This window comes from Olivibacter ginsenosidimutans, from assembly GCF_039542865.1.
In the GTDB taxonomy this organism is placed as follows: domain Bacteria; phylum Bacteroidota; class Bacteroidia; order Sphingobacteriales; family Sphingobacteriaceae; genus Olivibacter; species Olivibacter ginsenosidimutans.
Map to the genome: position 1 here is coordinate 117759 of NZ_BAABIQ010000005.1, position 23899 is coordinate 141657.

The following is a 23899-nucleotide window of genomic DNA, read 5'->3' on the forward strand; positions in this document are numbered from 1 at the left end:
CCATGCGTACATGCTGGATCTTCTTTATAAGCCTCTGTATCTTATCTTATGGCTTTACCTCCGCAGCGCCTCCGTCAGCAAAAGCGGAGCCAGCATCTATACCGTATGCAGGTACGCCATTTGTTCAGAATTATAGCAAGATCACCTATCAAGGGGGCAATCAGAATTGGGCCCTAAGTTGTGGAACAGATGGACAGCTGTACATCGCCAACAATGATGGCTTGTTGATTTTTGACGGACAGCATTGGCAATTGGCACATATGCCACGCAATGTGGTGGTACGCAGCGTTGCGGTTGATGAAAAAGGAAGGGTGTATACCGGTGGTTTTGGAGAATTTGGTTTTTGGGAAAGAGATCGCTATGGGCAGCTCGCCTATCATTCCCTCAGTAAGCAATTAGGAGAGCAGGATAAACTGCATGATGAAATTTGGAAAATTTATGTTGATCGGGATCAGGTGTTGTTTCAATCCTTTTCATCCATTTATACCTACAGACAAGGAAAACTTCATGTAGTTAAAACAAAAAGTCCTTTTCTTTTTCTTTTTCAAGCCCAAGGCCGCTATCTGATAGAAGTTATTGCCGAAGGCTTATTTGAGTTTAAGCAGGATAAGCTCATCAAGCTAGTCGACAAAGAAGCTTATAGAGATTCCCGGATATTATCCGTTCTTCCTTTTCAGGATAGCAGCTTACTGATTGGCACGGCGCAGCAAGGACTTTTTGTGCTTACTCATCATCAGCTAAGCCCATGGAATAATGATGCCAATGAGGCTTTAAAACGGTTTCAACTGAATAATGGATTGCAGATTTTAGGATCATATTATGCCTTCGGTACCATTTTGAATGGTGTGTATTTAGTCGATCGTAAAGGCCAGCTGATCCAACATGTGAATAAAGGGAACGGTTTGCAGAATAATACCGTATTAAGTTTGCAGCGTGATCAGTCAGAAAACCTTTGGGTTGGTTTGGATAATGGTATTGATCGGATTGAAGTTAACTCGCCCATTTACTATTACGATGATCGAGCCGGTACGTTAGGAACGGTTTATACCTCCAAAATTTTTCAGGAAAAACTGTACATAGGAACTAATCAGGGTTTATACGTCAGTCGGTGGCCAACGAAAAGCAATCTATTCGATTTCCAACTAATTGAAGGGAGTCAAGGGCAGGTATGGGATTTGTCGGTTATCGGAAACCAATTACTCTGTGGGCATAACAACGGTACCTTCACGTTAAAGGGCGATAAAATTCAATGGCTTTCCACTATTACAGGCGGTTATATCTTAACACCCAATCAAACCAATGGCAAGCAGCTATTGCAGGGAACGTATACGGGTTTGGTGTTGTTTCGCTTTCAAGATAGCCAGTGGAGATTGGATCAGAAAATAGCGAATTTTAATGAGCCGGTACAGTATTTACAGCAAATCGGTAGTGGTAAGCTATGGGTAAGTGGTTATAAGGGGCTTTATTGGCTACAATTAAGTCATGACGGGTACCGTGTAGCACAGCAAAAGCAATATACGGAGAAAGAAGGGTTGCCCAATAGTCCGTATGTGAATGTTTTTGATTTAGCAGGTCGAACCGTTTTTGCGACCGATTCAGGGTTTTATTTATATGATGAAATTGCCGATCGCTTTCATGCTTACGAGCAATTGAATGAGCGATTGGGGACATTTTCGAATGCCAACCGTATTGTACCCGTAGGAGATGGGCGTTACTGGTTTATCCGGAAAGGGCATCTGGCACTTGTAGCCTTCGGCGAAGGAGGAAAAGCTTCCATTGATTCGACCCAATTTGGTGTGCTCAGTAACCGGATGATCAGCTATTATGAAAATGTGAGTCGTCTCACGCCCGATTTATCGTTAATCAGTTTAGACGATGGTTTTGCCTTATATCGAAAACAAAAGCAGCTTCGACCGAACGTCTTAGGAAAACCGCTCATACAAAAGGTTGAAGATATAGCCGATAGCGCAGCAGTATTATTGGCGTTTAACGGGGCAACCAATTTAGGATTAAAAGCACGACAGAATAATCTTCGAATAACCTTTTCGTTGCCTTATTATACCGCAAACGTTGTGCTATTCCAATACCTGTTAGAAGGGAATGCAAAGAATTGGTCGGTTTGGAGCGATATCACGCAAAAAGAATTCACGAATTTACCTTCGGGTGAATATGTATTTAAGGTACGGGCGTTGATCAACGGACAGATGACATCTGTTAATCGTTTTTCCTTCGAAATCTACCCACCATGGTATAATAGCAAGTGGGCATGGTTTGCCTACGTCTTGATCGTACTGCTGATCCTGCTGGTATTGCGTAACACCTATCGGTATAAATTGCAGAAACATCGGGATGAAGTAAGGCAAAAGATGTTGATGGCGCAGGAAGAGCGATTGAAGCAGGAAGCCATTGAAAATGAACAGCGTTTGGTAAAGCTAAAAAATAGTCAGCTGGAAAAAGAGCTGGCCAGTAAAAATAGGGAGCTCGCCAACTCGGCCATGAACATTGTTTATAAGAATGAGTTATTGAACAATGTGCACGACGAATTATTGCAACTAAAAGATGGTGAAGGCCGGAAGCTATCGGGAGATCAGTTAAAAAAAATCAGCAAAATTATAGATGATGCGCGAAGTGACGAGCGCGATTGGAATCTATTTGAAGAGAGCTTTAACGAAGCACACGAAAACTTTTTCAAGAAATTAAAGATCAATTACCCCGAATTGGTACCCAATGATCTCAAACTTTGCGCTTACCTTCGGATGAACATGTCGAGTAAAGAAATTGCCTCCCTACTTAATATTACTACGCGGGGCGTGGAGATCCGAAGATATCGTCTACGCAAAAAATTAAACCTAGAGCACGACCGTAACCTCACCGAGTTTTTATTGGAAATCTAAACATCATACCCCCCTGTATTTCCTGATTAGCCATTGGTACACTTATACGTTGCCTGTCTTTCGTTTAGCTGTTGGCTTATGCTTTCTTCACCTTGTATTGTTCCTTTCTTCTAAAAGGAAAGTAGAAAGAAAAAGAAAAGAAAATCTTAAGAAGGTAAAAAGATAGCTAGTATTATCGTTTTCTAAACGTATTTCTACCGTAAATTGACCGTATAATTTACGGTAAAAATACGGTAGATTTACGGTGAAAATACGGTAAACACGAATATTTTTATACGTTCTAACTATTTTCTTTTTAACTTCTTTTTACCTTTTTTAGAGAAAAAGGTTGCCAATTGCTTAGGAGCTATGGTATCTAATAAAGAGAACAACCGGCAAGCTTCACTACGCAACCGCTACATCATTACCACATCATGTAAAATGTGTTTAGACTACACTAAGCTTACTAAAATAGAGAGGTCTTTTTTTAAATTAATTTATTGATATATAACTATTTAGTTTTTAAAAAAGAAAAGTATGAGCAGGAAAAATTTACCTTGATGTAGCGATGTAGAGGGGATTTTTTTCCTTTTTGTCGAACAATAAGACACCTTTGCTTTGTTAGTTACAAAAAGTGAGGGGGTACTTACTCATTAAATTGATGATAAAGTATTTCCAATTTACAACTGACTATAGCTTATATTAACAAGAGTATTTAACCAATCAAAACACACAAACATGAGGTACAAATTTACGTATTACCTGATGGTATTAGTTGTATTTTTTGCTGCGCCGGTATTTGCTCAGCAAGAAATCACCGTAACGGGTAAAGTGGTCGACTCACTCGATGGCCAAGGAATACCTGGAGTGAGTGTACTTATTAAGGGCACCACCAAGGGTACACAGACCGATGCTAATGGTAATTACAGCTTGACTGCACCTTCCGATGCGACCTTAACGTTCAGTTTTATCAGCTACGGAAGAAGGGAAGTAGCCATTAATAATCAAACCAGCATTAATGTAACCTTATCTGGCGAGAATGAGTTGTTAGATCAAGTAGTGGTAATCGGGTATGGAACGGCGGCTAAGCGAGATTTAACGGGATCAATTGTTTCGGTAAGTGGGAAAGATGTTGCGGATAAACCGTCACCAAACCCTATCTCATCTATACAAGGTAAAGTAGCAGGTGTACAGATTACCAACAGCGGTAAACCGGGAGCGGAACCTGATGTACGCATTCGGGGAACAAATTCTATCAATGGCGCATCGCCGCTTTATGTTGTTGATGGTATATTAAACGACAATATTAACTTTCTAAATCCTTCCGATATTGCTTCTATGGAGATTCTGAAAGATCCATCTTCTTTAGCAATTTTTGGTGTCCGTGGGGCTAATGGAGTTATTATCGTCACCACAAAACAGGCCAAACAGGGCGAGTTAACCTTTAACTTTAATTCGACAGTTGGATTTAAAGATGTGAACCATCGCATGAAAATGACGGATGCCGAAGGATTTAAAACATTGTATAATGAGCAATTGGCCAATCAAGGTGCTGAACCATTTGATTACACGGACTGGAATGCCAATACCAATTGGCAGGATGTTATCTTTCAAAAAGGTATACTGAATTATAATAACTTAAGTGTTAGCGGTGCTACTGATAAAAACCGATTTTACATGGGGCTTGGCTATACTACAGAGCAGGGTGTCGTTAAGCACGAAGATTATAAGAAATATACGATTAATATCAACGACGAATTAAGTATTACCAAAGACTTCAAAGTGGGGATGAACTTCAGCGGCTATAAAGCTAGCCTGCCACAGATTCAGGATAACTTAATTAATACCGCAATTATTGCCTCTCCGGTAACGCCCATTTATAATGATGAGTATGGTTTATATTATAATACACCACCCTTTCAGACACCACAAATCAATTCCCCAATGGTAGCACTCGAGTTGCGGAAGAACACACGGATTGAAGATGAATATCGAGCCGTGGGGAGTGTATTCGCTGAATTGAACTTCTTAAGTCATTTTACAGCTAAAGGTACTTTCCTATATGATTATGGTTTCAATCAAATACGGAGCTATACCCCTATCGTGAATGTCTATGACCCAAACATACAAGGGGATGATAAAACGAGCACCTTAATTAGAGCTACAGCAGTAAGTCAGGAACAAAATACCTATCGAAAAGTACAATCTGATTGGCTTTTGACGTATAAGAACAGTTGGGGCGACCACAATTTAACAGCAACTGCTGGTTTAACATCCTACTTTAGAAGTTATGAGGGGATCATCACGAAAGTTTCTCAAGGTAATGGCGATCCTATACCAAACGATCCCCGTTTTTTCTATACGACTATGGGAGATAAATCGACGCAATCTATTGATGGAAGTCAATGGGAACGAGTAACGCTATCTTACCTATTCCGAGGGCTCTATAATTACAAAGGGAAATATCTGCTAAATGGTTCTTTTAGACGGGACGGTTCTTCAGCATTCCTTGGTTCCAATAGATGGCAAAACTCTGGTGCATTGGGTGCCGCTTGGGTACTTACCGAGGAGGATTTTATGAAAGATCAGCAGTTTTTCAATAATTTAAAGCTTAAGGGCTCTTGGGGGATCTTGGGAAATGAAAATACAGGCGATTCGTATCGTTATCCAGTTTACCCGACGCTTGTTGCAGGAAGCTCGACTTCTTTTGGAGACAATATCTATCCAGCACTTTCACCAGCGTATGTACCCGACCCTAATTTGCGTTGGGAGTCGGTGCATTCCTGGGAAGCAGGTGTTGAAGCAAATATGCTAGACAATAAACTTAGCTTAGAAGCGGCATATTATGATAAAAAAACAAAAGACATTTTAGTAGAGGTGCCAGGCGTTAATGGCTTTCTGCCCAATCTGCAAAATGCAGGTGAAATTCAAAATAAAGGCTTCGAAATTACCGCTGGTTGGAATCAAAACATAACAGATGATTTGAAGCTCACCGTGAATGCCAACGTAACAACCATTGATAATAAGGTGATCAGCTTGGCCAAGGAAGGTTTTGCTATTTTGGCCAGCAATAGTGTTTCGAGAACGACGGCAGGTCTCCCAATAGGTTATTTTTGGGGTTTAAAAACAGATGGTATTTATCAAACCGACGAAGAAGTAAACAACGGACCGGAAAGTGGCCTCGGATCACCTTTTAAGCCGGGTGATATTAAATATGTAGATATAAATGGTGACGGCAAAATTAATAATGATGATCGCACGATGATTGGTAATCCAACACCTGATTTTACCTATGGTTTCTCCTTTAGTCTGGCATATAAGAATTTTGATTTTGGAGCCGACTTTATGGGGGTATCTGGAAACGAAATCATAAGAACTTGGAATCAAAGTACTTATTCGACGTTTAATTTCTTAGAAGATCGGTTAAATCGGTGGACGGGCCCCGGAACCTCGAATTTCGAACCAATTATGGATGCTTCAAGAGGCAATAACACACAATTTTCTTCTTACTATATCGAAAATGGAAGCTTCTTTAGGATTAGGAACGTACAATTAGGCTATAATTTTAGCCCCGAAATGTTAAGTAAAATGAAGCTTAAGGCCTTACGGGTGTTTGTGAATGCACAAAATCCGGTCACTTTTTCCAAAAATTCAGGCTTTACTCCTGAAATGGGAGGTACGGCCATCGCTTTTGGTGTAGACAACGGAACATACCCAGTTCCAGCCATTTATACGTTAGGTGTTAACCTTAATTTTTAATCCTACTCAAAATGAAAAGAATAGTTAAAACACAATATATTTTTCTGGCAGGTATAATGCTTTTAGCCCTGTCCAGTTGTAAGAAAGATTGGTTGGATAGAAAGCCGCTCGGCCAATTAACAGAAGATGAACTGCCTGCGGGTTCCTTGGAAGGCCAAGTATTGGCTATTTATGCAGGTTTGAGAAGTGAAGGAACAAGCGGCCTTCCCTATGTTGCTGTCCATAATATCCGATCTGATGATGCTGATATTGGTTCGAATACAGGGGATGAAGCACAAGCTGCGCCAAATACAGATAATTTTCAATATACAACCAACTATTGGTTGTGGGGAAATTATTGGACAGATCATTATAAGTTAATAGCGCTTTGCAATAACGCATTGCAAGTAGCAGATTCGTTGGGTAACGATGATGAAATCACAATGAGCTTGGTAGCTGAAGCAAAGTTTTTCCGTGCATGGGCTTATTTTAATTTAGTTAGGGCCTTCGGTGGGGTACCAAAAATAGATTTTAGGGTCTACGATCCTTCAGAAAGTATTCTACCAAAATCTAGTGTTGCAGAAATTTACCAATTAATAGATGCCGATCTTGAATCAGCCACAACATCGTTACCCTTAAATTGGGAAACTAGGTATATTGGTAGAATTACTAAAGGTGCAGCTTTCGCTTTACAAGCAAAAACTTTTTTGGCTAGAAATCGATTTGGAGAAGCCCTTGCAGCCGCACGTATGGTCATTTCATCAGGTCAGTATGATCTCAGTGTACCGTATGATCAGATTTTTACAGAGGCACAAGAGAATAGTAAGGAATGTGTATTTGAAATCCAAGCATATTATACACAGGCACAAACCAGCCTTGGTATTACATATGCCAGCAGGCAAGGCGTTCGAGGTTCAGGTGATATGAATTTAGGTTGGGGGTGGAATGTGCCCAATGAGCGCTTGGCATCTGCTTTTGAAGAAGGTGATCCGAGAAAAGATGCAACGCTACTTTATGCGGGTAAAATAAATACGCCCTATAGTGAGCTTATCCCCGCTCCAACTGCGACAGTGCCTCGTCCTTATTGGAATAAAAAAGTGTATACAAACCCAGCAATTCGTCAATCGACAGGGAGCCTAGGGGGCGATTGGTTCGACTTCCGAGTGATACGTTATGCAGACGTAGTGTTAATGGCAGCAGAAGCTGCTAATGAAACAGGTGATCATCAGGCTGCATTGGATTATCTCGAGCAGATACGTGCTCGAGCACGAGGAAATAACAATACAATTCTTCCTAAAATAACCACTAATGACCAAGAAGAATTAAGACAAGCAATTCGCCATGAACGGCAAGTGGAATTGGGTATGGAGAATGAGCGCTTTTTTGATTTGATTAGATGGGGAATAGATGTAGAAGTTATGCACGAAGCTGGTAAAACAGGTTACCAGACTCAAAATAGGATCTTACCTATCCCACAAAATGAAATCGATCGCTCAGGCGGTATTCTTACTCAAAATCCTGGTTATTAACCATATAAATAACTGGAATAGGGTTTTCGATACGTAAAAACCCTATTCCTTATTATAAATATCCATTCTAGTGCTATTTTCTACCATGAAAATATTTCTTTTGATTAATGTTTTAGCGTTTTCCTTAGCCGCTAATTTTAGTTCTTGCAGCTCCTCTCAAAACGACGATAAAACGGGAGATGCTAACGGTAAAGCAGCAGACTCTCTCTCCAATGATTCTCTTCTTACCCTTGTGCAGCAGCGAACCTTCCAGTATTTCTGGGAAGGTGCTGAAAAAACTTCGGGGATGGCCCGAGAACGCATTCATATGGATGGTAATTACCCCGAAAATGATCAAGATGTAGTGACCCTTGGCGGTAGTGGTTTTGGTGTGATGGCGCTTTTAGTGGGGATCGAACGCGGATTTATTACACGAGAAGCGGGTGTTGAGCGTTTGAACCAGATCGTAGACTATCTAAAAAAAGCCGATCGTTTTCACGGCGCATGGCCGCATTGGTTGCATGGACCTACGGGCAAAGTCAAACCTTTTGGCACAAAAGATAATGGCGGCGACTTAGTGGAAACAGCTTTTATGGCGCAAAGCCTCTTATGTGTGCGTCAGTATTTTGCCGGAGGTAATGAGCAGGAAAAAACGTTGGCTGCAAAAACAGATCAATTATGGAAGGAAATCGATTGGAGCTGGTATCGTAAAGGCGGGCAAAATGTGTTGTATTGGCACTGGAGTCCAGAATATCAATGGGAAATGAATTTTCCAGTAACGGGCTATAATGAATGCCTTATCATGTATGTGCTAGCAGCTTCTTCGCCGACACATGGTGTACCGGCAGCGGTTTACCACGAAGGTTGGGCAAAAAACGGTGCTATAAAATCAACAGCTACACAATATGGATATCCTGTAGTACTGAATTTTAATGGAAGCGAGGGCACGGTTGGACCCATGTTTTGGGCGCACTATTCTTATCTCGGCTTAGACCCCAGGGGCTTGAAAGATCAATATGCCGATTATTGGGAGCTGAATAAAAATCAGACCCTAATACAGCGGCAATACTGCATCGAGAACCCAAAACATTTTAAAGGCTATGGCGAAAACGCTTGGGGACTTACAGCAAGCTACTCGGTTAAAGGGTATGCAGGACATAGCCCGAAAGAAGATTTGGGCGTGATTGCACCTACAGCAGCGCTTTCGTCCTACCCCTATACACCGGAATATAGTATGAAAGTCATCCGCTACCTCTATGAACAATTGGGGGATAAAGTCTGGGGAAAGTACGGTTTCTATGATGCCTACAGTGAAACAGATCAATGGTTCCCGCAACGTTATCTGGCTATTGATCAAGGGCCAATACCCGTGATGATTGAAAATCAACGAAGCGGTTTGTTATGGAACTTGTTTATGAGCGCACCTGAGGTCAAGGAAGGCTTAAAGAAATTAGGTTTTTCGGGTCCAAAAATTTAAAAAATGTTTGACCATATATATTTATTTAAATCTTACGTTATGAAGCATATTTTTATTTTGGCAAGCTTAATATCAGGGATATTAATTTGCAATCCGGGGAAAGCAGGAAGTTTGAGCAAAACTAACAGCGTAAATCTGCCTGCTAGTCAGCAAACAAATTTGATTGATGTGAAAGCGAACAATTCAACGTTTGTTGAAGTAAATGTAAATATACAAAATCAGGTAACTGGAACATATTATTCATTTGTTGTACCTCCTAATGTATCGAATGTCGTGGTTGGACAGGTGCCAAAAAGCGATGATTATTATAATATTCTTATGCAAGCTTCAAGGCCTGTTAAAATGCGATTCTACTGGGCCGAATCCAGTGGGCTCACAACAGCATTTTATGCTGAAAATGTGCCTTTAGCTGGCTGCGAATCTTGTCCATCAATATGGATTGATTAAAAAATTAAAGGTCAAACATTTTAAAATATTCTAAGTCGGATTGAGTTATCGAGTTATTGATTTGATCTCTATCCAGATGTACCAAGGCAATCAATGAAAATGGCGTTTCTGAACGAACAAAGGTACAAGAAGTGAAATAACGCGCAACGTATAAATATGAACAAATTAATTATACCAACAATGGCTGCCGTTTTATGTATTACGGCGCCAGCAGTAACTCAGGCGCAACGAAAAGTCAAAAAGGAGTTAACCCGTGCACAAACACCTACGACGATGGATGCGTTTATTGCAGACTTAATGGGCAAAATGACCCTTGAGGAAAAAATCGGACAATTGAATTTACCCACCGGCGGTGAAGCGACTACTGGATCTGTCGTTAGCAACGATTTGGAGCAAAAGATAAAAGCAGGACAGGTAGGAGGGGTGTTTAGTCTCACGACACCACAACGGGTTCGGAAAGCACAGGAAATGGCGGTGAACCATACGCGGCTGAAAATACCCCTCATATTTGGACAGGATGTTATTCACGGATATAAAACCTTATTCCCTATTCCTTTAGGTTTATCGGCTACTTGGGATCCGGATTTAATCGAACAAACCGCTCGTGTGGCGGCTACGGAGGCAAGCGCTGATGGACTAAACTGGGCTTACTCACCGATGGTTGATATTTCCCGAGATCCCCGTTGGGGCCGGATATCCGAAGGTAGTGGAGAGGATCCTTATTTAGGCTCTAAAATCGCCGCAGCAATGGTGAAAGGCTTGCAGGGGAATAACTTAGCAGCCAATAATACGCTTATGGCTTGTGTAAAACATTTTGCCTTATACGGAGCTGCCGAAGCAGGACGCGATTACAATACCACCGATATGAGTTTAAACCGGATGTATAACGAATATTTGCCTCCTTATAAGGCAGCGATAGATGCCGGTGCGGGAAGTATCATGACTTCTTTTAACGATATTAATGGATTGCCCGCCACGGCAAACCCTTGGTTGCTAACGGATCTTTTACGCAAGCAATGGGGCTTTACAGGAATGGTCGTGACCGATTATACGGCCATTAACGAACTTTCGGCCCATGGTTTGGGCGATCTGCAGCAAGTGTCGGCCTTAGCTCTAAATGCTGGAGTAGATATGGATATGGTTGGCGAAGGCTTTTTAACGACCCTTAAACAATCCTTAGCAGAAGGAAAAGTAACGGAAGCAGCCATCGATCGGGCTTGCCGAATGGTGTTGGAAGCGAAATACAAGCTCGGTTTATTTGACGATCCCTATAAATATTGCAGCGAAGAAAGGGCGAAAAAGGAGATTCTCTCCGCAGCACATTTGGATTTTGCCCGTCGAGTGGCAGCGCAATCTTTTGTGCTCTTGAAAAATGAAAACAACACGCTGCCTTTAAAGAAATCAGGTACGGTAGCGTTGATTGGCCCACTCGCCAATACCGGAAGTAATATGCCAGGCACGTGGAGCGTTAATGCCGATTTGAAAAACACACCATCTTTATTAGCAGGTATGCAGGAAGTAGTAGGAAAAGAAGTGAAAATCGTACATGCTTTAGGGGCTAATTTAATTGATGATGCCGCCTATCAGGAAAGAGCTACAATGTTTGGCCGGGAGATACCACGGGATAATCGTTCGGAAGAAGAACTCGTAAAGGAGGCGGTAAATACTGCTCAGCAAGCCGATGTGATTATCGCGGCTTTAGGCGAAAGCTCGGAGATGACTGGGGAAAGTTCCAGTCGGACAGACTTGAACATTCCAGCAGTACAGCAGCGATTATTGGAGGCCTTGTTGAAAACCGGAAAACCAGTAGTATTGGTTGTCTTTGCCGGGCGCCCACTTACCTTAACCTGGGAGCAAGCGCATGTTCCAGCCATCCTGAACGTTTGGTTCGGTGGAACCGAAGCAGCGAAGGCGATAACGGATGTCGTTTTCGGCGATGTAAACCCCTCGGGTAAGTTAACAGCGACTTTCCCCAAAAATGTCGGACAAATTCCGCTTTATTATAGCCACAAAAATACCGGTAGGCCGCTGGAAGAAGGGAAGTGGTTTTCGAAATTCCGTTCCAATTACTTAGATGTGGATAATGAACCGCTCTATCCTTTTGGCTATGGTTTAAGTTATACTACCTTTAACTATAGCGATATTAAGTTAAGTAAAAACACCTTCGGCGTCGGCGATTCCATAAGCGCTTCGGTTACCGTTACTAATACCGGAAAAAGGGAAGGCCAAGAAGTAGTGCAATGGTATACGCACGATGTGGTGGGGAGTATTACACGGCCAGTAAAGGAGTTAAAAGGATTCCAGAAGCTAGCACTGAAGCCTGGAGAAAGCAAAGAAGTAGTGTTTACCATTAGCGCAGATGATCTGAAGTTTTATAATGCGGAACTGAAGTATGTGGCCGAGCCGGGCGACTTTGAAATCTTTGTTGGTGGTAATTCACGTGATGTGCAGACAGCCAAGTTTACCTTGGAACCCTAGGTGATTGGTTGTTAGTTCTTTGTTGCTGACGTCAGGATCAAGATTGGTAATTAGGTGCCAGCTGTTTTTTCGGTTATTGGCAAATCAGTTATTGGAAACAGATTATAAAGGTGGACTTCAGTTTTTGTATTTCAGTTTCCTTATCATTACCTTTGTTTAAGGAGGTAAATATGCTTACAAAAACAAGACTAATTAATTCACTCGATAAGCTACCTGAACAGTTCTCCATTGATGAGTTGGTTGACCACGTAGTGCTCATAGAGAAAGTGCAGCGTGGGTTAGATGATGTATCTCAAGGCAAAGTCAATACCAGGGAAGAAGCACGTCAAAAGTTAGCTAAGTGGTTGAAATAATTTGGACTGATAATGCGATTGCTGATTTGGACGATATCGGTGAATACATTGCAAAAGAATCTTTCCGTTATGCGGAGCTGACGGTGTCTAAGTTATTTTCAGCACCTGATATACTGGAAAAACACCCTAGAAAAGGGAACATTGTACCCGAGTTTATGAATGAGCATATCAGGCAATTAATAGTCGGAAATTACCGGATTGTTTACCAATTGGCAGAGAACCAAGTGAACATCTTGGCTGTTCATCATGGTAAGCGATTGATATCAAATACCAGGCACTTCAAAAAAAAGAAATAACCTTACTACCATCTTTAGCCACCAGATCTTTATTTAATTTGATTATTTTCATCGTGTTTACCATTAGCGCAGATGATCTGAAGTTTTATAATGCGGAACTGAAGTATGTGGCCGAGCCGGGCGACTTTGAAATCTTTGTTGTTGGTAATTCACGTATTATCGGCAACGATAGAGGCATTAGCTGTGCTTCCACCTAGATGGTTAAATTTTTTAGAAGATAATACCAAATAGCTATTAACGAACAACAAATAACGAATACATGTAGCATTTTCCTTTAGTTTGCCGTTACCATGGAGAACAAACTAAATGATTATATTAAAAACCTTAAGAAGGAACAAATTAAAATGCTTATGAAATTGAAAAAGAACCTAGTTCTCTTGATGACAGTGCTTGTTGGGAGTTTAGCCTTTAGCGCTTGTAATGACAATGATGATGGTGGATATACCTATGTGCCGCAATCGGTATTTCAAATTATAAATGCTTATCCGCACGCAGATGAAGGCTTAGGCTTTGCGTTGGGCCAGCAGAAGATAAATCTTGATGGACCGTTAAAATATGGTGAAAAGACTGTATATATTGGACCGATCGTCCCAAATCAATACGACTATACCGCCGGTATTTCTGGTACGGATACCCCCATTTTAGATACTACCATTACGTTAAAAGATAGTACTTATCATACCTCGATTATATATGGTCCTGAAGGATCGCCAAATAGCATCTTTGTAGATGATAAGCAACCTAGTGATTTCGATCAAAGCAAGGCGAATGTGCGCTTTTTTAATGTGGCAGATAATACAGTTCCATTAGATGTAAATCTAATTGGTAGTGGAGAACCAATCAATGTGATTACAGGAAGAGGTGCAGACAATCAAAGCACTGCAAAACAAAATCAAGTTTTCAAGCCAGTGGCGACAGGAGTTTATACTATTCAATTTACGGACGAAAGTGGTGAAGAAGTGGCTAAGAAGCAAGAAACGGTTACGTTAAATGCAGGAGGATACTATACGATTATCGCAAGAGGAATCAAAGGAAATACAAACAAACCATTAACTGTGGGCTTTGTTGATCATTTCCCACAGCAATAAAGATAACACCAAACAACACAGAACAAAACAAATAGATAAAGCCAATCTCAATTGAGGTTGGCTTTCATTTGTAAGCCCGACATTGGAAAGAACTAATGCGTGCAAGCTGCAAGCCCAGTGTTTGTACCATAAATACCAAGATATAACATGTTGGTATAGATCAACCTTCTTACAGCAACTGAATACTATGCGTTTTATGGTGAAATAAAATCGAATCTTCGCAAGAAAGGGAGACTTATTCCCGAAAACGGTATCTGGATTGCCGCTATTGCTAAGCAATAGCATGTAACACTAATTACTAGAGACAAGCACTTCCAAGAGGTTGAGGGGATAAAAGTTGGACATTGGTAGTACCCAAATTTGGTATATTTTTGTTAATCACCGTTTATCTACACTATATTTACCTGGGCCTACAAAGGCCAAACCTACAAATACGACTCCAAGTTCAATGGCATGTGATGCATCCATTAATCCCTGTGTTCGGAGATGAAAAATGGAAGCAATAAGCATGACGAAGGCTAAGAACAATGCCGCCGGACGGAATGCCAAACCAATCAATAATAAAAAGCCTCCTAAGGTTTCTGTAATCGCTGCTAAAAGTCCCCAGAATACCGGAAAGAAGGTTATACCCACATTCCCCATAGCTGCACCAACGCCTTTCCATAGTTCAGGGCCGCCGATAAGCTTACCGTATCCATGCATGATGAACATGAAACCTAATCCAATCCGGATAATTAATAATCCAGTGTTTTTGTAATTTCCAAGTGTTGATAGTAGTGCCATCTTTGTAGTATTTAGTACTTCGTATAAGGTATTTATATATATTTTAAGTATTAAGATTAACTGTACGGGCAGTAACAGGAGCACTTGCAGTTTATTGGCAACGACTGCCGCTGCTTGTGTTACTGCTACTCACTAGCATTAAGCTTTCTGCCTTTCGCTGAATAGATCTTATGTCTTGCTACTTTTGTCTTACGCCTTCAATAAACCAAGCGCACCTGCCGCTTCTCTACATGTAATTGCGCTTCCTTTCCCAAAATTAGGGTAAAGTTATTATCAATATGCCCAGCTGGAAAATCGAAAGCAACAGGATAACCGTATTCGCCAACAATCTCGTGCACCAAATCGGGTATGCTTATGCCAAAAGGAGTTGCACTATCTTTTAAACTGGTAAAGCCCCCTACTAACAAGCCTTTCAAATTTTTTAACTTACTGGCTCTTTTTAAGGTCCACAACATCCGGTCTATCGCATAATAATATTCGCCAACATCCTCAATGAATAATATTTTCCCATTGTAGTCCATATCGGATACAGAACCCAATACATTGACTAGCAAAGCAAGATTGCCACCGATTACCTGTCCTTTGGTCTCCCCTGCAAGGTTTAGATGCGTGCTCTGGTATTCGTATACAGGCGTTTTCCCAAACAAGGTTTCCCTTAGGCTATTTAAGGATGCTTTGGTAGCATCGGGAATGGTGATGGGCATTTGCCCGTGTATAGTTGGAATGCCGTAATGTTGATGAACATGGCTGTGAATAACGGTTACATCGCTAAAGCCGATAATCCATTTTGGATGTTTGGCAAATCGACTAAAGTCTACCCGATCAATCATGCGCACACAACCGTAACCTCCTCTGGCGGCAAAAACAGCACGTATGTCATCGTTGTCCAGCATCTGTTGAAAATCGTGTGCACGCAATTCATCGCTACCGGCATATTGCCGATAACTGCTATGGACCGTTTTACCTAAGATCACGTTCAATCCCCACGACTGTAATAGGGTTATAGCGCCTGTTAAGTCTTGATCTACCTTCCATGCGGGACATACGATGCCCACTTGATCACCTTTTTTTAAATAGGGTGGTGTTTTCGTCATATCCATTGATTAAGAACCGCAAATTGATGTATCTTTGCCGAATTAGCAAATCATTTTTAAAAAAGCTTTTGCGTTATGGGTTTTAAGTGATAAGCAATAAGTTTTAAGTCTTACGGTGAAAACGCAGACGTACAACTTAAAACGTACAACTTAAAACGTACAACTTAAAACGTACAACTTAAAACGTACAACTTAAAACGTACAACTTAAAACGTACAACTTAAAACGTACAACTTTATTACTAAACGATAAAATGAGAGACTTTAAACGATATACCATTACCTCGGCCTTACCTTATGCCAATGGTCCCTTACACATCGGACATTTGGCTGGTGCGTACATTCCAGCTGATATTTTTGTGCGTTTTTTACGCCTAAATCATAAAGATGTGGCCTTTGTGTGCGGATCGGATGAACATGGTGCCGCCATTACCATTAAAGCAAAAAAAGAAGGTGTTAGTCCTCAGGAAATTATTGATCAATACCATAGCCAGATTAAACAGAGTTTTGAGGAATTTGGGATCGCTTTTGATATTTATCACCGTACATCAGCAACAATACACCACGAACTGTCACAAGAGTTTTTTTTGAATCTTTATCATAAAGGAGAATTTATCGAGAAATTTTCCGAACAGTATTACGATGAAGAATACCAGCAGTTTTTGGCTGATCGCTATATTGTGGGCACCTGCCCAAATTGCCATAATGAAGGGGCCTATGGCGATCAGTGTGAAAAATGTGGCACCTCACTAAGTCCAACGGATTTAATTAATCCGAAATCGACCTTGAGCGGAAAAACGCCCGTTTTAAGGGAAACGAAACATTGGTATCTACCATTAGATAAATACCAAAGTTGGTTGGAAAGTTGGTTGCTGGAAGGGAAAAAGGATATCTTAAAATCGAATGTGTACGGGCAGTGCAGCTCTTGGCTTAAATCGGGTTTGCAGGCACGGTCTATGACGCGCGACCTGGATTGGGGGGTTGATGTGCCACTGGAAGAAGCGGAAGGGAAAAAACTGTATGTTTGGCTGGATGCTCCGATTGGCTATATTTCGGCAACCAAACAATGGGCACAAGATCAGGATAAAGACTGGGAACAATATTGGAAAAAGCAAGAGAATCCAGCAGATGATGCTTGCTTGATCCATTTTATCGGTAAAGATAACATTGTATTCCATTGCATTATCTTTCCATCGATTTTGCATGCACATGGCGAATATATTTTGCCAGAAAACATACCGGCTAATGAATTTTTAAATTTGGAGGGCGATAAATTATCTACTTCGCGAAACCATGCGGTTTGGTTACACGAGTATTTAAAGGATTTTCCGGGAAAGCAAGATGAGCTACGTTATGTCTTGACTTCTATTCTGCCGGAAACATCGGATAGTGAGTTTACTTGGAAGGATTTCCAAGCGCGGGTCAATAATGAATTGGTAGCCATCTTTGGCAATTTTGTTAATCGGGTGCTGGTTCTTTCGCATAAATATTTCCATGGGCAGGTGATGCCTGTTGGCCAGCTGACGGATAAAGATCGATTGGTATTAATCGAACTGGAGCGTTATCCGAAAGTTATCGCAACATCGCTGAGTCAGTACCGATTTAGGGAGGCGCTGGCGCAGTTTATGAATGTAGCTCGCTTGGGAAATAAATATTTAGCGGATGAAGAGCCTTGGAAGTTGATTAAAACGGATGAGGCACGTGTGCAAACCGTGTTGAATATTGGCTTACAACTGGCGGCAAATTTGGCAGTTTTGGCGCAGGCGTTTTTGCCCCATACGGCCGAGAAGCTCTTCCAAATGCTGGGCTTCAACGAACGTGGATGGGAAGCTGCCGGAAATGCGCAGCTGTTGGTAGACGGACATCAATTAGGTCAGACGCAATTGCTGTTTGAGAAAATTACAGATGAGCAAGTGGATGCGCAGTTAGCAAAATTAGCACAAGCAAAAGCTCTTAATAAACAGGAAGTTGTAACGGCAGAACCGGCAAAGGCCAATATCACCTTTGATCAATTTACCCCCTTAGATATCCGTACAGGGAAAATTTTAACAGCGGAAAAAGTGGCGAAGACCAAGAAATTGCTCAAAATGACCATCGATACGGGAATCGACCAACGGACGGTTGTTTCGGGTATAGCCGAGTTTTTCCATCCGGAAGATATCATCGGAAGGCAGGTATCCGTTTTGGTAAATCTTGAACCGCGCGAAATAAAAGGTATCCGCTCTCAGGGAATGATTTTAATGGCGGAAGACGCCGACGGGCGTTTAGACTTTGTAGCACCACAATCGGCCATGAAACCGGGAAGCATTATTCGGTAGTGTCTATCTCTAATGTCGTCCGGCTGCGTTGCACTCATTCAGAAAATGCTCATTTACTATTTAGTAAACTGCGCTTTTCTTTATTTCGTGTGCCTTGCCAGACACCATTATAGTTTAGACACTGACGTTATGAACAAACTTCTAAATAATTAGCTTTAAGCTTTCCGCTTTATAGCTTTATGCTCTTATAACTTAGCTTAATAGCCAAGCTTTAAATGCCGGATAATCCGTTCCTAGCCTTTCTTTCTGGCTGACTTTATCGGCCAGTGCTTTCACCTGTTCGGGAATAGCAATAGCCGCTAGTTTTTCGTCACGAAACACGTCCGGAAATTTGCAAGGATGCGCCGTGGAAAGAAAAACGCTTGTGTAGCTTTCAGGGTGATGCGCGCGGTAAGCTTCTGTTGCAAGATAAGCGATGGCCGTATGTGGACAGGCAATATAGTTATAACGGTTATAAAGCTGGTCAATTGCTTCTTGGGTGTCTTCATCAGTATACGTGTAAGCTGTAATTTTTTTCTTCAGGGATGATGTATCGTTCCCGAAAAGATCGAGTATACGTACCCAATTGCTGGGATTACCGACATCCATGGCGTTCGATAAGGTGGTTATGGAAGGTCTGGGCTCGTATTTGCCACTGTTTAAGAAACGGGGTACCGTATCATTGACATTAGTGGCGGCAAGAAACTGTTTTACGGGTAAACCCATTTTGTAGGCCAACAAGCCTGCTCCGATATTGCCAAAATTACCACTGGGTACCGCGAATACCACTTCCTTTACACCTTTTCTTAATAGCTGGGCATAGGCATGGAAATAATAAAAGGTTTGCGGGATCAGACGGGCAATATTGATGGAGTTTGCCGACGTAAGGCGGAGCTGTTGATTTAATTCCGGATCATTAAAGGCCTCTTTTACCAAGGCTTGGCAGTCGTCAAAAGTACCATCAATCTCCAAAGCACGGATATTCTGTCCGTTACGGGTTAGTTGTTGTTCTTGGATGGGACTTACCTTACCCTTGGGATATAAAATAGTAACACGGGTCCCCTCCACACCTAAAAATCCCAAAGCCACGGCACCTCCGGTATCACCAGATGTGGCAACGAGCACATCCAATAGTTTAGTGTTGTTTTCTGTTTGTGCAAAATAGCCCATGATACGGCTCATAAAGCGGGCACCAAAATCTTTGAAAGCAAGTGATGGCCCGTGGAAAAGTTCTAAAACAGCCGTGCGTTCATCAAGGGGTACTATCGGTGCATCAAAGTTAATAGCCTCTTCAATTAAGGCTTTTAGATCTGCTGCAGGAATATCATTCCCAATAAGATTTTTAGCTACCTCGAGGGCAATTTCTGGAAAGGTATATTGGTCGATATACTGAATGAAATTATCCGATAAGGAAGGAATTTCGCTTGGCATGTAGAGCCCTTTGTCTATCGGAAGACTATTGAATACGGCTTCTTTAAAGGAAACCGATAAGTTTTTATTGTTTGTGCTGTAGAGTATCATTTTTTATTTGGTATCAAGTATCAAGACATCAGTATCAAGATTTTTTAGTAGCAGTAGCGGCGGCAAGTAGCATTTCCTGTTTTTCTACTGCAACTGTCAGTGCCACCTCATTAGCTTTTTGCTTTCAGTCTTGTGTCTTGCTACTAGTGTCTTATGTCTATGCTAAAAAAGTTCCCTCGGCCCTACGGTATTTACTGCCGAAACGTAACCGTTGCTGTCGATATCTTTGGATTTTAAATGCTGAACGATTTGATGTGTGATGTTTTCGGCCTGATTTCGGCTTTGAGCAAAAGCAAATACAGACGGACCGGATCCGGATATGCCGAATCCTAAGGCTCCTGAGGCCATCGCTGTTTCGCGCATCTCATAAAATTCAGGGATTAAAATAGCACGAATAGGTTCAATAAGCACGTCTTGCATGCTCCGACCAATCAGTCCGTAGTCACTCATAAATAAACCGCTGACTAAACCAGCGATATTTCCCCATTGGGTAACCGCATCTTTCAAGTCTATTTTCGAGCGTATCATTTGGCGTGCCGCCCGTGTAGGCACATCGACATGCGGAAAAACAACCGAGCAAAATAAATCTTTTGGTACAGGTAAGGAAATGACCTCCAGCGGATCATAACTTTTAATGAGGGTAATACCTCCCAATAACGAAGGAGCAACATTATCGGCATGTCCATGCCCACAGGCTAATTCCTCTCCTTTTAGGGCAAAAGGTAAAAGCTCATGCTTGCTTAAGGGTTGTCCAAGCAGTTGATTAATGGCATATAGACCAGCTACTGTACTGGCGGCACTCGAACCAAGTCCGCTACCAATAGGCATATGCTTATGCAGCTCGATTTCGATGCCAATATCTTCTCGCTTAAGGTGTTGAAGCACCATCTGTACACAGGCACTCACCGTATTTTTTGAAGGTTCCAGTGGTAAACGACCATCGTCGCCCGTAATTTTTAATAGGCGTACACCAGGTTGATCGGAACGTTTCATGAACACTTCGTCGCCCGGTTCTTCAAGCGCCAAACCCAGGATATCAAAACCACAAACTAAATTAGCGGCTGTTGCTGGTGCAAATACGTGCACCTGATCGCGTTCCTGTCCGGCTTTCCCTGCCGGTTCTTTTGCTGTTGCTCGTTCCATTTTTTGTTGTTCGTTCTTGGTTGTTCGTTCTTCTCATTTTTAACTTACATTCCCGCATTAACCAAATCGGCAAATACGCCTCCTGCGGTTACTTCGCTTCCTGCCCCCGGACCTTTAACCACCAGTGGACGCTCCTTATACCGCTCGGTGGTAAAGGAGATAATATTATCACTTCCGGATAAAGAAAAGAAGGGATGTTGGTCATCCACCAGCTCTAAACCAATAGTAACCTGCCCATTTTCCAATTTACCAATGTAACGTATAGTCTTATTTTCGTGTTGTGCTTGTTCTTTCAAGGCATTAAAATAGCTATCGGCGTGCTGGAGTTCCGTGTAAAAATCGTCCACCGTTGACGCTTGAAGGCAGGCTTCCGGCAAGATGGTTCCAAGCTGCACCTCTTCGGCCTCGATAACATTTCCAGCATCACGGGCTAGAATGAGCATCTTACGCATAAAATCCGTTCCGCGAAGGTCATCGCGTGGATCCGGTTCGGTATAACCTAAGGCTTGTGCTTTTCGCACCACATCATGAAAAGAAACATCACCGGTAAAGTTATTAAAAATATAACTGATCGTACCCGATAGGATGGCTTCAATGCGTAGGATACGATCGCCGCTAGTCATTAAATCTTTTAAGGTACGTACGATAGGCAGTCCGGCACCTACATTGGTTTCATACAAGAAATCTACTCCATAATTTCTTGCGGTATCCCGTAGGTGTTTATACGTGGCATAACGCGATGAATTGGCAATTTTATTGCACGTTACAATGGAAATATTGGACTCAAAGATCGGTATATAATGTTTGGTGGGTTCTATACTTGCCGTGTTGTCTACAAAGATACAGTTGGGCAAATTCAGCTTTTGCATCCGTTGAATAAATTCCTCCAAATTAGCCGTTTCACCCTGTTGATTCAAGGCCTCTTCCCAAGAGGCTACCGATATGCCTTCCGGATCGAACACCATTTTACGGGAATTACTGATCCCGATTACTTTTATTTGGATCCCATTATGATCCCGTAAAAAATCTTGCTGTTCAACCAATTGTTTAAACAAGGTTGAACCGATATTTCCCGTTCCTAACGTAAAGACATGGAGCGTTTTCTTTAATGCCGTAAAGAAGGCATCATGTATCGCATTTAGCGCTTTGGATAAGTCGATTTGACTGATTATAACGGAAATATTATACTCTGACGATCCCTGAGCAATGGCTCGCACATTGATTCCGTTGCGGCCTAAGGCCGAGAATAAGCGGCCCGATATACCGGGCGTATGTTTCATGTTTTCGCCAACAATAGCTAATACCGATAGATTTTCTTCGATGACTGGTGGTTCAATTTTTTTGGCCAGCAGCTCCAACTCAAATTCCGTTTCGATGAGTTTTTTTGCTTTAATGGCATCGGCAGGTTGTACAGCAAAGGTAATGCTATGCTCGGATGAAGACTGGGTAATTAATATAATATTAATCTGTTCATGGGCGAGCAGTGAAAATAAACGTCCGCTAAAGCCAGCTTTGCCAATCATACCACTCCCGCTTAGGTTAATGACGCTGATGGCATTAATCGAAGAGATGCCCTTTATGGGGAAATTCGCTTTGCCGCTATCGTGCTGAATGACGGTGCCCGGAAAAGTTGGATTGAACGTATTGCGGATCACGATAGGTACTTTCTCCATAAAGGCAGGAATCATGGTTGGCGGGTAAATTACCTTTGCTCCGAAATACGATAGCTCCATGGCTTCAGTATAAGAAAGTACCGGCAATGGAAAGGCCTTTTTCACCAAGCGAGGATCGGCAGTAAGCATACCATCGACGTCTGTCCAGATCTCGATAGCTTCGGCCTTTAAGGCTGCGCCAATGATCGCTGCGGTGTAATCACTACCACCACGACCCAATGTCGTTATCCGACCTTGTTCATTAGACGCGATAAAGCCGGTAACGAAAAGGAAATGTGCTTGATGCTGTTGAAAGAACGTTTGGATAAGCTGTTTGCTTTGCGGTAAATCTACTTTAGCATTGCCGAAATGGCTGTCGGTCTTGATTAAAGAAGAGGCATCTACGAATAAACTTTCCGGAAAATATTGCGCTGCTATTTTTGAGACTAGGAAGGTAGAAAAGCGCTCCCCGTAGCTTACCACCAAATCTTTGCTTTGTGCACTAAGTTCACGCAAATTGTAAATCCCTTGTAAGAGGTCTTCGAGTTCATTGAGGAAAATCTTCAGCTGTGTAAAAACCGGATTTTGATGTTTAATTTTAATCAGCTGTTTGATGACAGCGAAATGTTTATTTTCTAGTGCTTTTAAGGCAGGCGTAAAATTAATTCCCTGTTCGGCATCTTCTGCCATTTGCGCTAAAAGGTTTGTTACACCGCTCATGGCGGATAATACCACGATGGATTTTTCTCCCCGCGCATAGGCCTCTTTCAAGATTTCCAATAAACTGTTGATGCTTTCTGCTGATCCTACAGAGGTACCCCCGAACTTAAGTACTTTCATTTATTTTTAATGGTTAATGGTTTCGTTCATCTATGGATATAAAAAAGGCGCTTTCTCTTGGGAGAAGCGCCTTTTATGTTTATCGCGATATTACAACATAAAGATTACTTCCCCCGGTAATTAATCCCGATGGTCGTAATAGTGGATGTTGTAATAATTAGAGCTTTCATTTTCGTAATCGGCGGTAAAGTAAAGGGTTTATTTTTAATTTATCAAGATAAAAGTAAATATTTTTTAATCTTACTAAGAGCCTGTTTAAAATTTTAACGAAATTTTTATTATGACCATTTGAATTTATCTTTGGTATATTTT

General features: G+C 41.7%; 16 protein-coding genes. 11 read left to right on the plus strand and 5 right to left on the minus strand.

Annotated elements, in window-relative coordinates; genetic code table 11:
• Positions 1–2 precede the first annotated feature (2 nt).
• From ABD930_RS04055 to ABD930_RS04100, 10 genes are all read left to right on the plus strand, one after another.
• Positions 3–2894 carry a ligand-binding sensor domain-containing protein gene (locus ABD930_RS04055; RefSeq protein ID WP_345230418.1) on the plus strand — a complete coding sequence of 964 codons (2892 nt, stop codon included), beginning with the start codon at positions 3–5 and terminating at the stop codon, positions 2892–2894.
• A gap of 717 nt (positions 2895–3611) precedes the next feature.
• Entirely contained in the window at positions 3612–6632 is a 3021-nt protein-coding gene (locus tag ABD930_RS04060; RefSeq protein ID WP_345230419.1) for a SusC/RagA family TonB-linked outer membrane protein, read from the plus strand.
• An 11-nt stretch (positions 6633–6643) separates the two neighbouring features.
• Positions 6644–8140 carry a RagB/SusD family nutrient uptake outer membrane protein gene (locus ABD930_RS04065; protein ID WP_345230420.1) on the plus strand — a complete coding sequence of 499 codons (1497 nt, stop codon included), beginning with the start codon at positions 6644–6646 and terminating at the stop codon, positions 8138–8140.
• Between the two features lie 85 nt (positions 8141–8225).
• Positions 8226–9596: a glucoamylase family protein gene (locus tag ABD930_RS04070; protein ID WP_345230421.1), complete on the plus strand. Its 1371-nt coding sequence runs from the start codon at positions 8226–8228 to the stop codon at positions 9594–9596.
• A gap of 39 nt (positions 9597–9635) precedes the next feature.
• Positions 9636–10043 (plus strand): hypothetical protein, encoded by a 408-nt coding sequence (locus ABD930_RS04075; RefSeq protein WP_345230422.1) that lies wholly within the window; start codon positions 9636–9638, stop codon positions 10041–10043.
• Positions 10044–10199: 156 nt separating this feature from the next.
• Positions 10200–12521 carry a beta-glucosidase BglX gene (bglX, locus tag ABD930_RS04080; protein ID WP_345230423.1) on the plus strand — a complete coding sequence of 774 codons (2322 nt, stop codon included), beginning with the start codon at positions 10200–10202 and terminating at the stop codon, positions 12519–12521.
• Positions 12522–12673: 152 nt separating this feature from the next.
• Positions 12674–12874 carry a hypothetical protein gene (locus ABD930_RS04085; protein ID WP_345230425.1) on the plus strand — a complete coding sequence of 67 codons (201 nt, stop codon included), beginning with the start codon at positions 12674–12676 and terminating at the stop codon, positions 12872–12874.
• The gene (locus ABD930_RS04090) at positions 12862–13170 is read left to right on the plus strand and encodes a type II toxin-antitoxin system RelE/ParE family toxin (RefSeq protein ID WP_345230428.1); all 309 of its coding nucleotides are present in this window, start codon (positions 12862–12864) and stop codon (positions 13168–13170) included. The genes ABD930_RS04085 and ABD930_RS04090 overlap by 13 nt, the downstream gene beginning before the upstream one ends.
• Positions 13171–13208: 38 nt before the next feature.
• A complete protein-coding gene (locus tag ABD930_RS04095; protein ID WP_345230429.1) occupies positions 13209–13367 on the plus strand; it encodes a hypothetical protein in 159 nt (52 codons plus the stop codon).
• Positions 13368–13520: 153 nt separating this feature from the next.
• Complete coding sequence (locus ABD930_RS04100) at positions 13521–14258, plus strand: DUF4397 domain-containing protein (protein WP_345230430.1); 738 nt, start codon at positions 13521–13523, stop codon at positions 14256–14258.
• 378 nt (positions 14259–14636) lie between these two features.
• Here ABD930_RS04100 and ABD930_RS04105 read toward each other — a convergent pair whose 3' ends face one another.
• Positions 14637–15041 (minus strand): DoxX family protein, encoded by a 405-nt coding sequence (locus ABD930_RS04105; protein ID WP_345230431.1) that lies wholly within the window; start codon positions 15039–15041, stop codon positions 14637–14639.
• 197 nt (positions 15042–15238) lie between these two features.
• Positions 15239–16135: a S66 peptidase family protein gene (locus ABD930_RS04110; protein ID WP_345230432.1), complete on the minus strand. Its 897-nt coding sequence runs from the start codon at positions 16133–16135 to the stop codon at positions 15239–15241.
• Positions 16136–16388: 253 nt separating this feature from the next.
• On the opposite strand from ABD930_RS04110, the gene metG reads away from it, so the two are divergent.
• Positions 16389–18452 (plus strand): methionine--tRNA ligase, encoded by a 2064-nt coding sequence (gene metG, locus ABD930_RS04115; RefSeq protein WP_345230433.1) that lies wholly within the window; start codon positions 16389–16391, stop codon positions 18450–18452.
• Between the two features lie 192 nt (positions 18453–18644).
• Here metG and thrC read toward each other — a convergent pair whose 3' ends face one another.
• From thrC to thrA, 3 genes are all read right to left on the minus strand, one after another.
• On the minus strand, positions 18645–19952 hold the full coding sequence (gene thrC / locus ABD930_RS04120; protein WP_345230434.1) for a threonine synthase: 1308 nt from the start codon (positions 19950–19952) through the stop codon (positions 18645–18647).
• Positions 19953–20114: 162 nt separating this feature from the next.
• Entirely contained in the window at positions 20115–21095 is a 981-nt protein-coding gene (locus ABD930_RS04125) for a homoserine kinase (protein WP_345230435.1), read from the minus strand.
• Between the two features lie 44 nt (positions 21096–21139).
• A complete protein-coding gene (thrA, locus tag ABD930_RS04130) occupies positions 21140–23587 on the minus strand; it encodes a bifunctional aspartate kinase/homoserine dehydrogenase I (RefSeq protein WP_345230436.1) in 2448 nt (815 codons plus the stop codon).
• Positions 23588–23899: the final 312 nt, after the last annotated feature.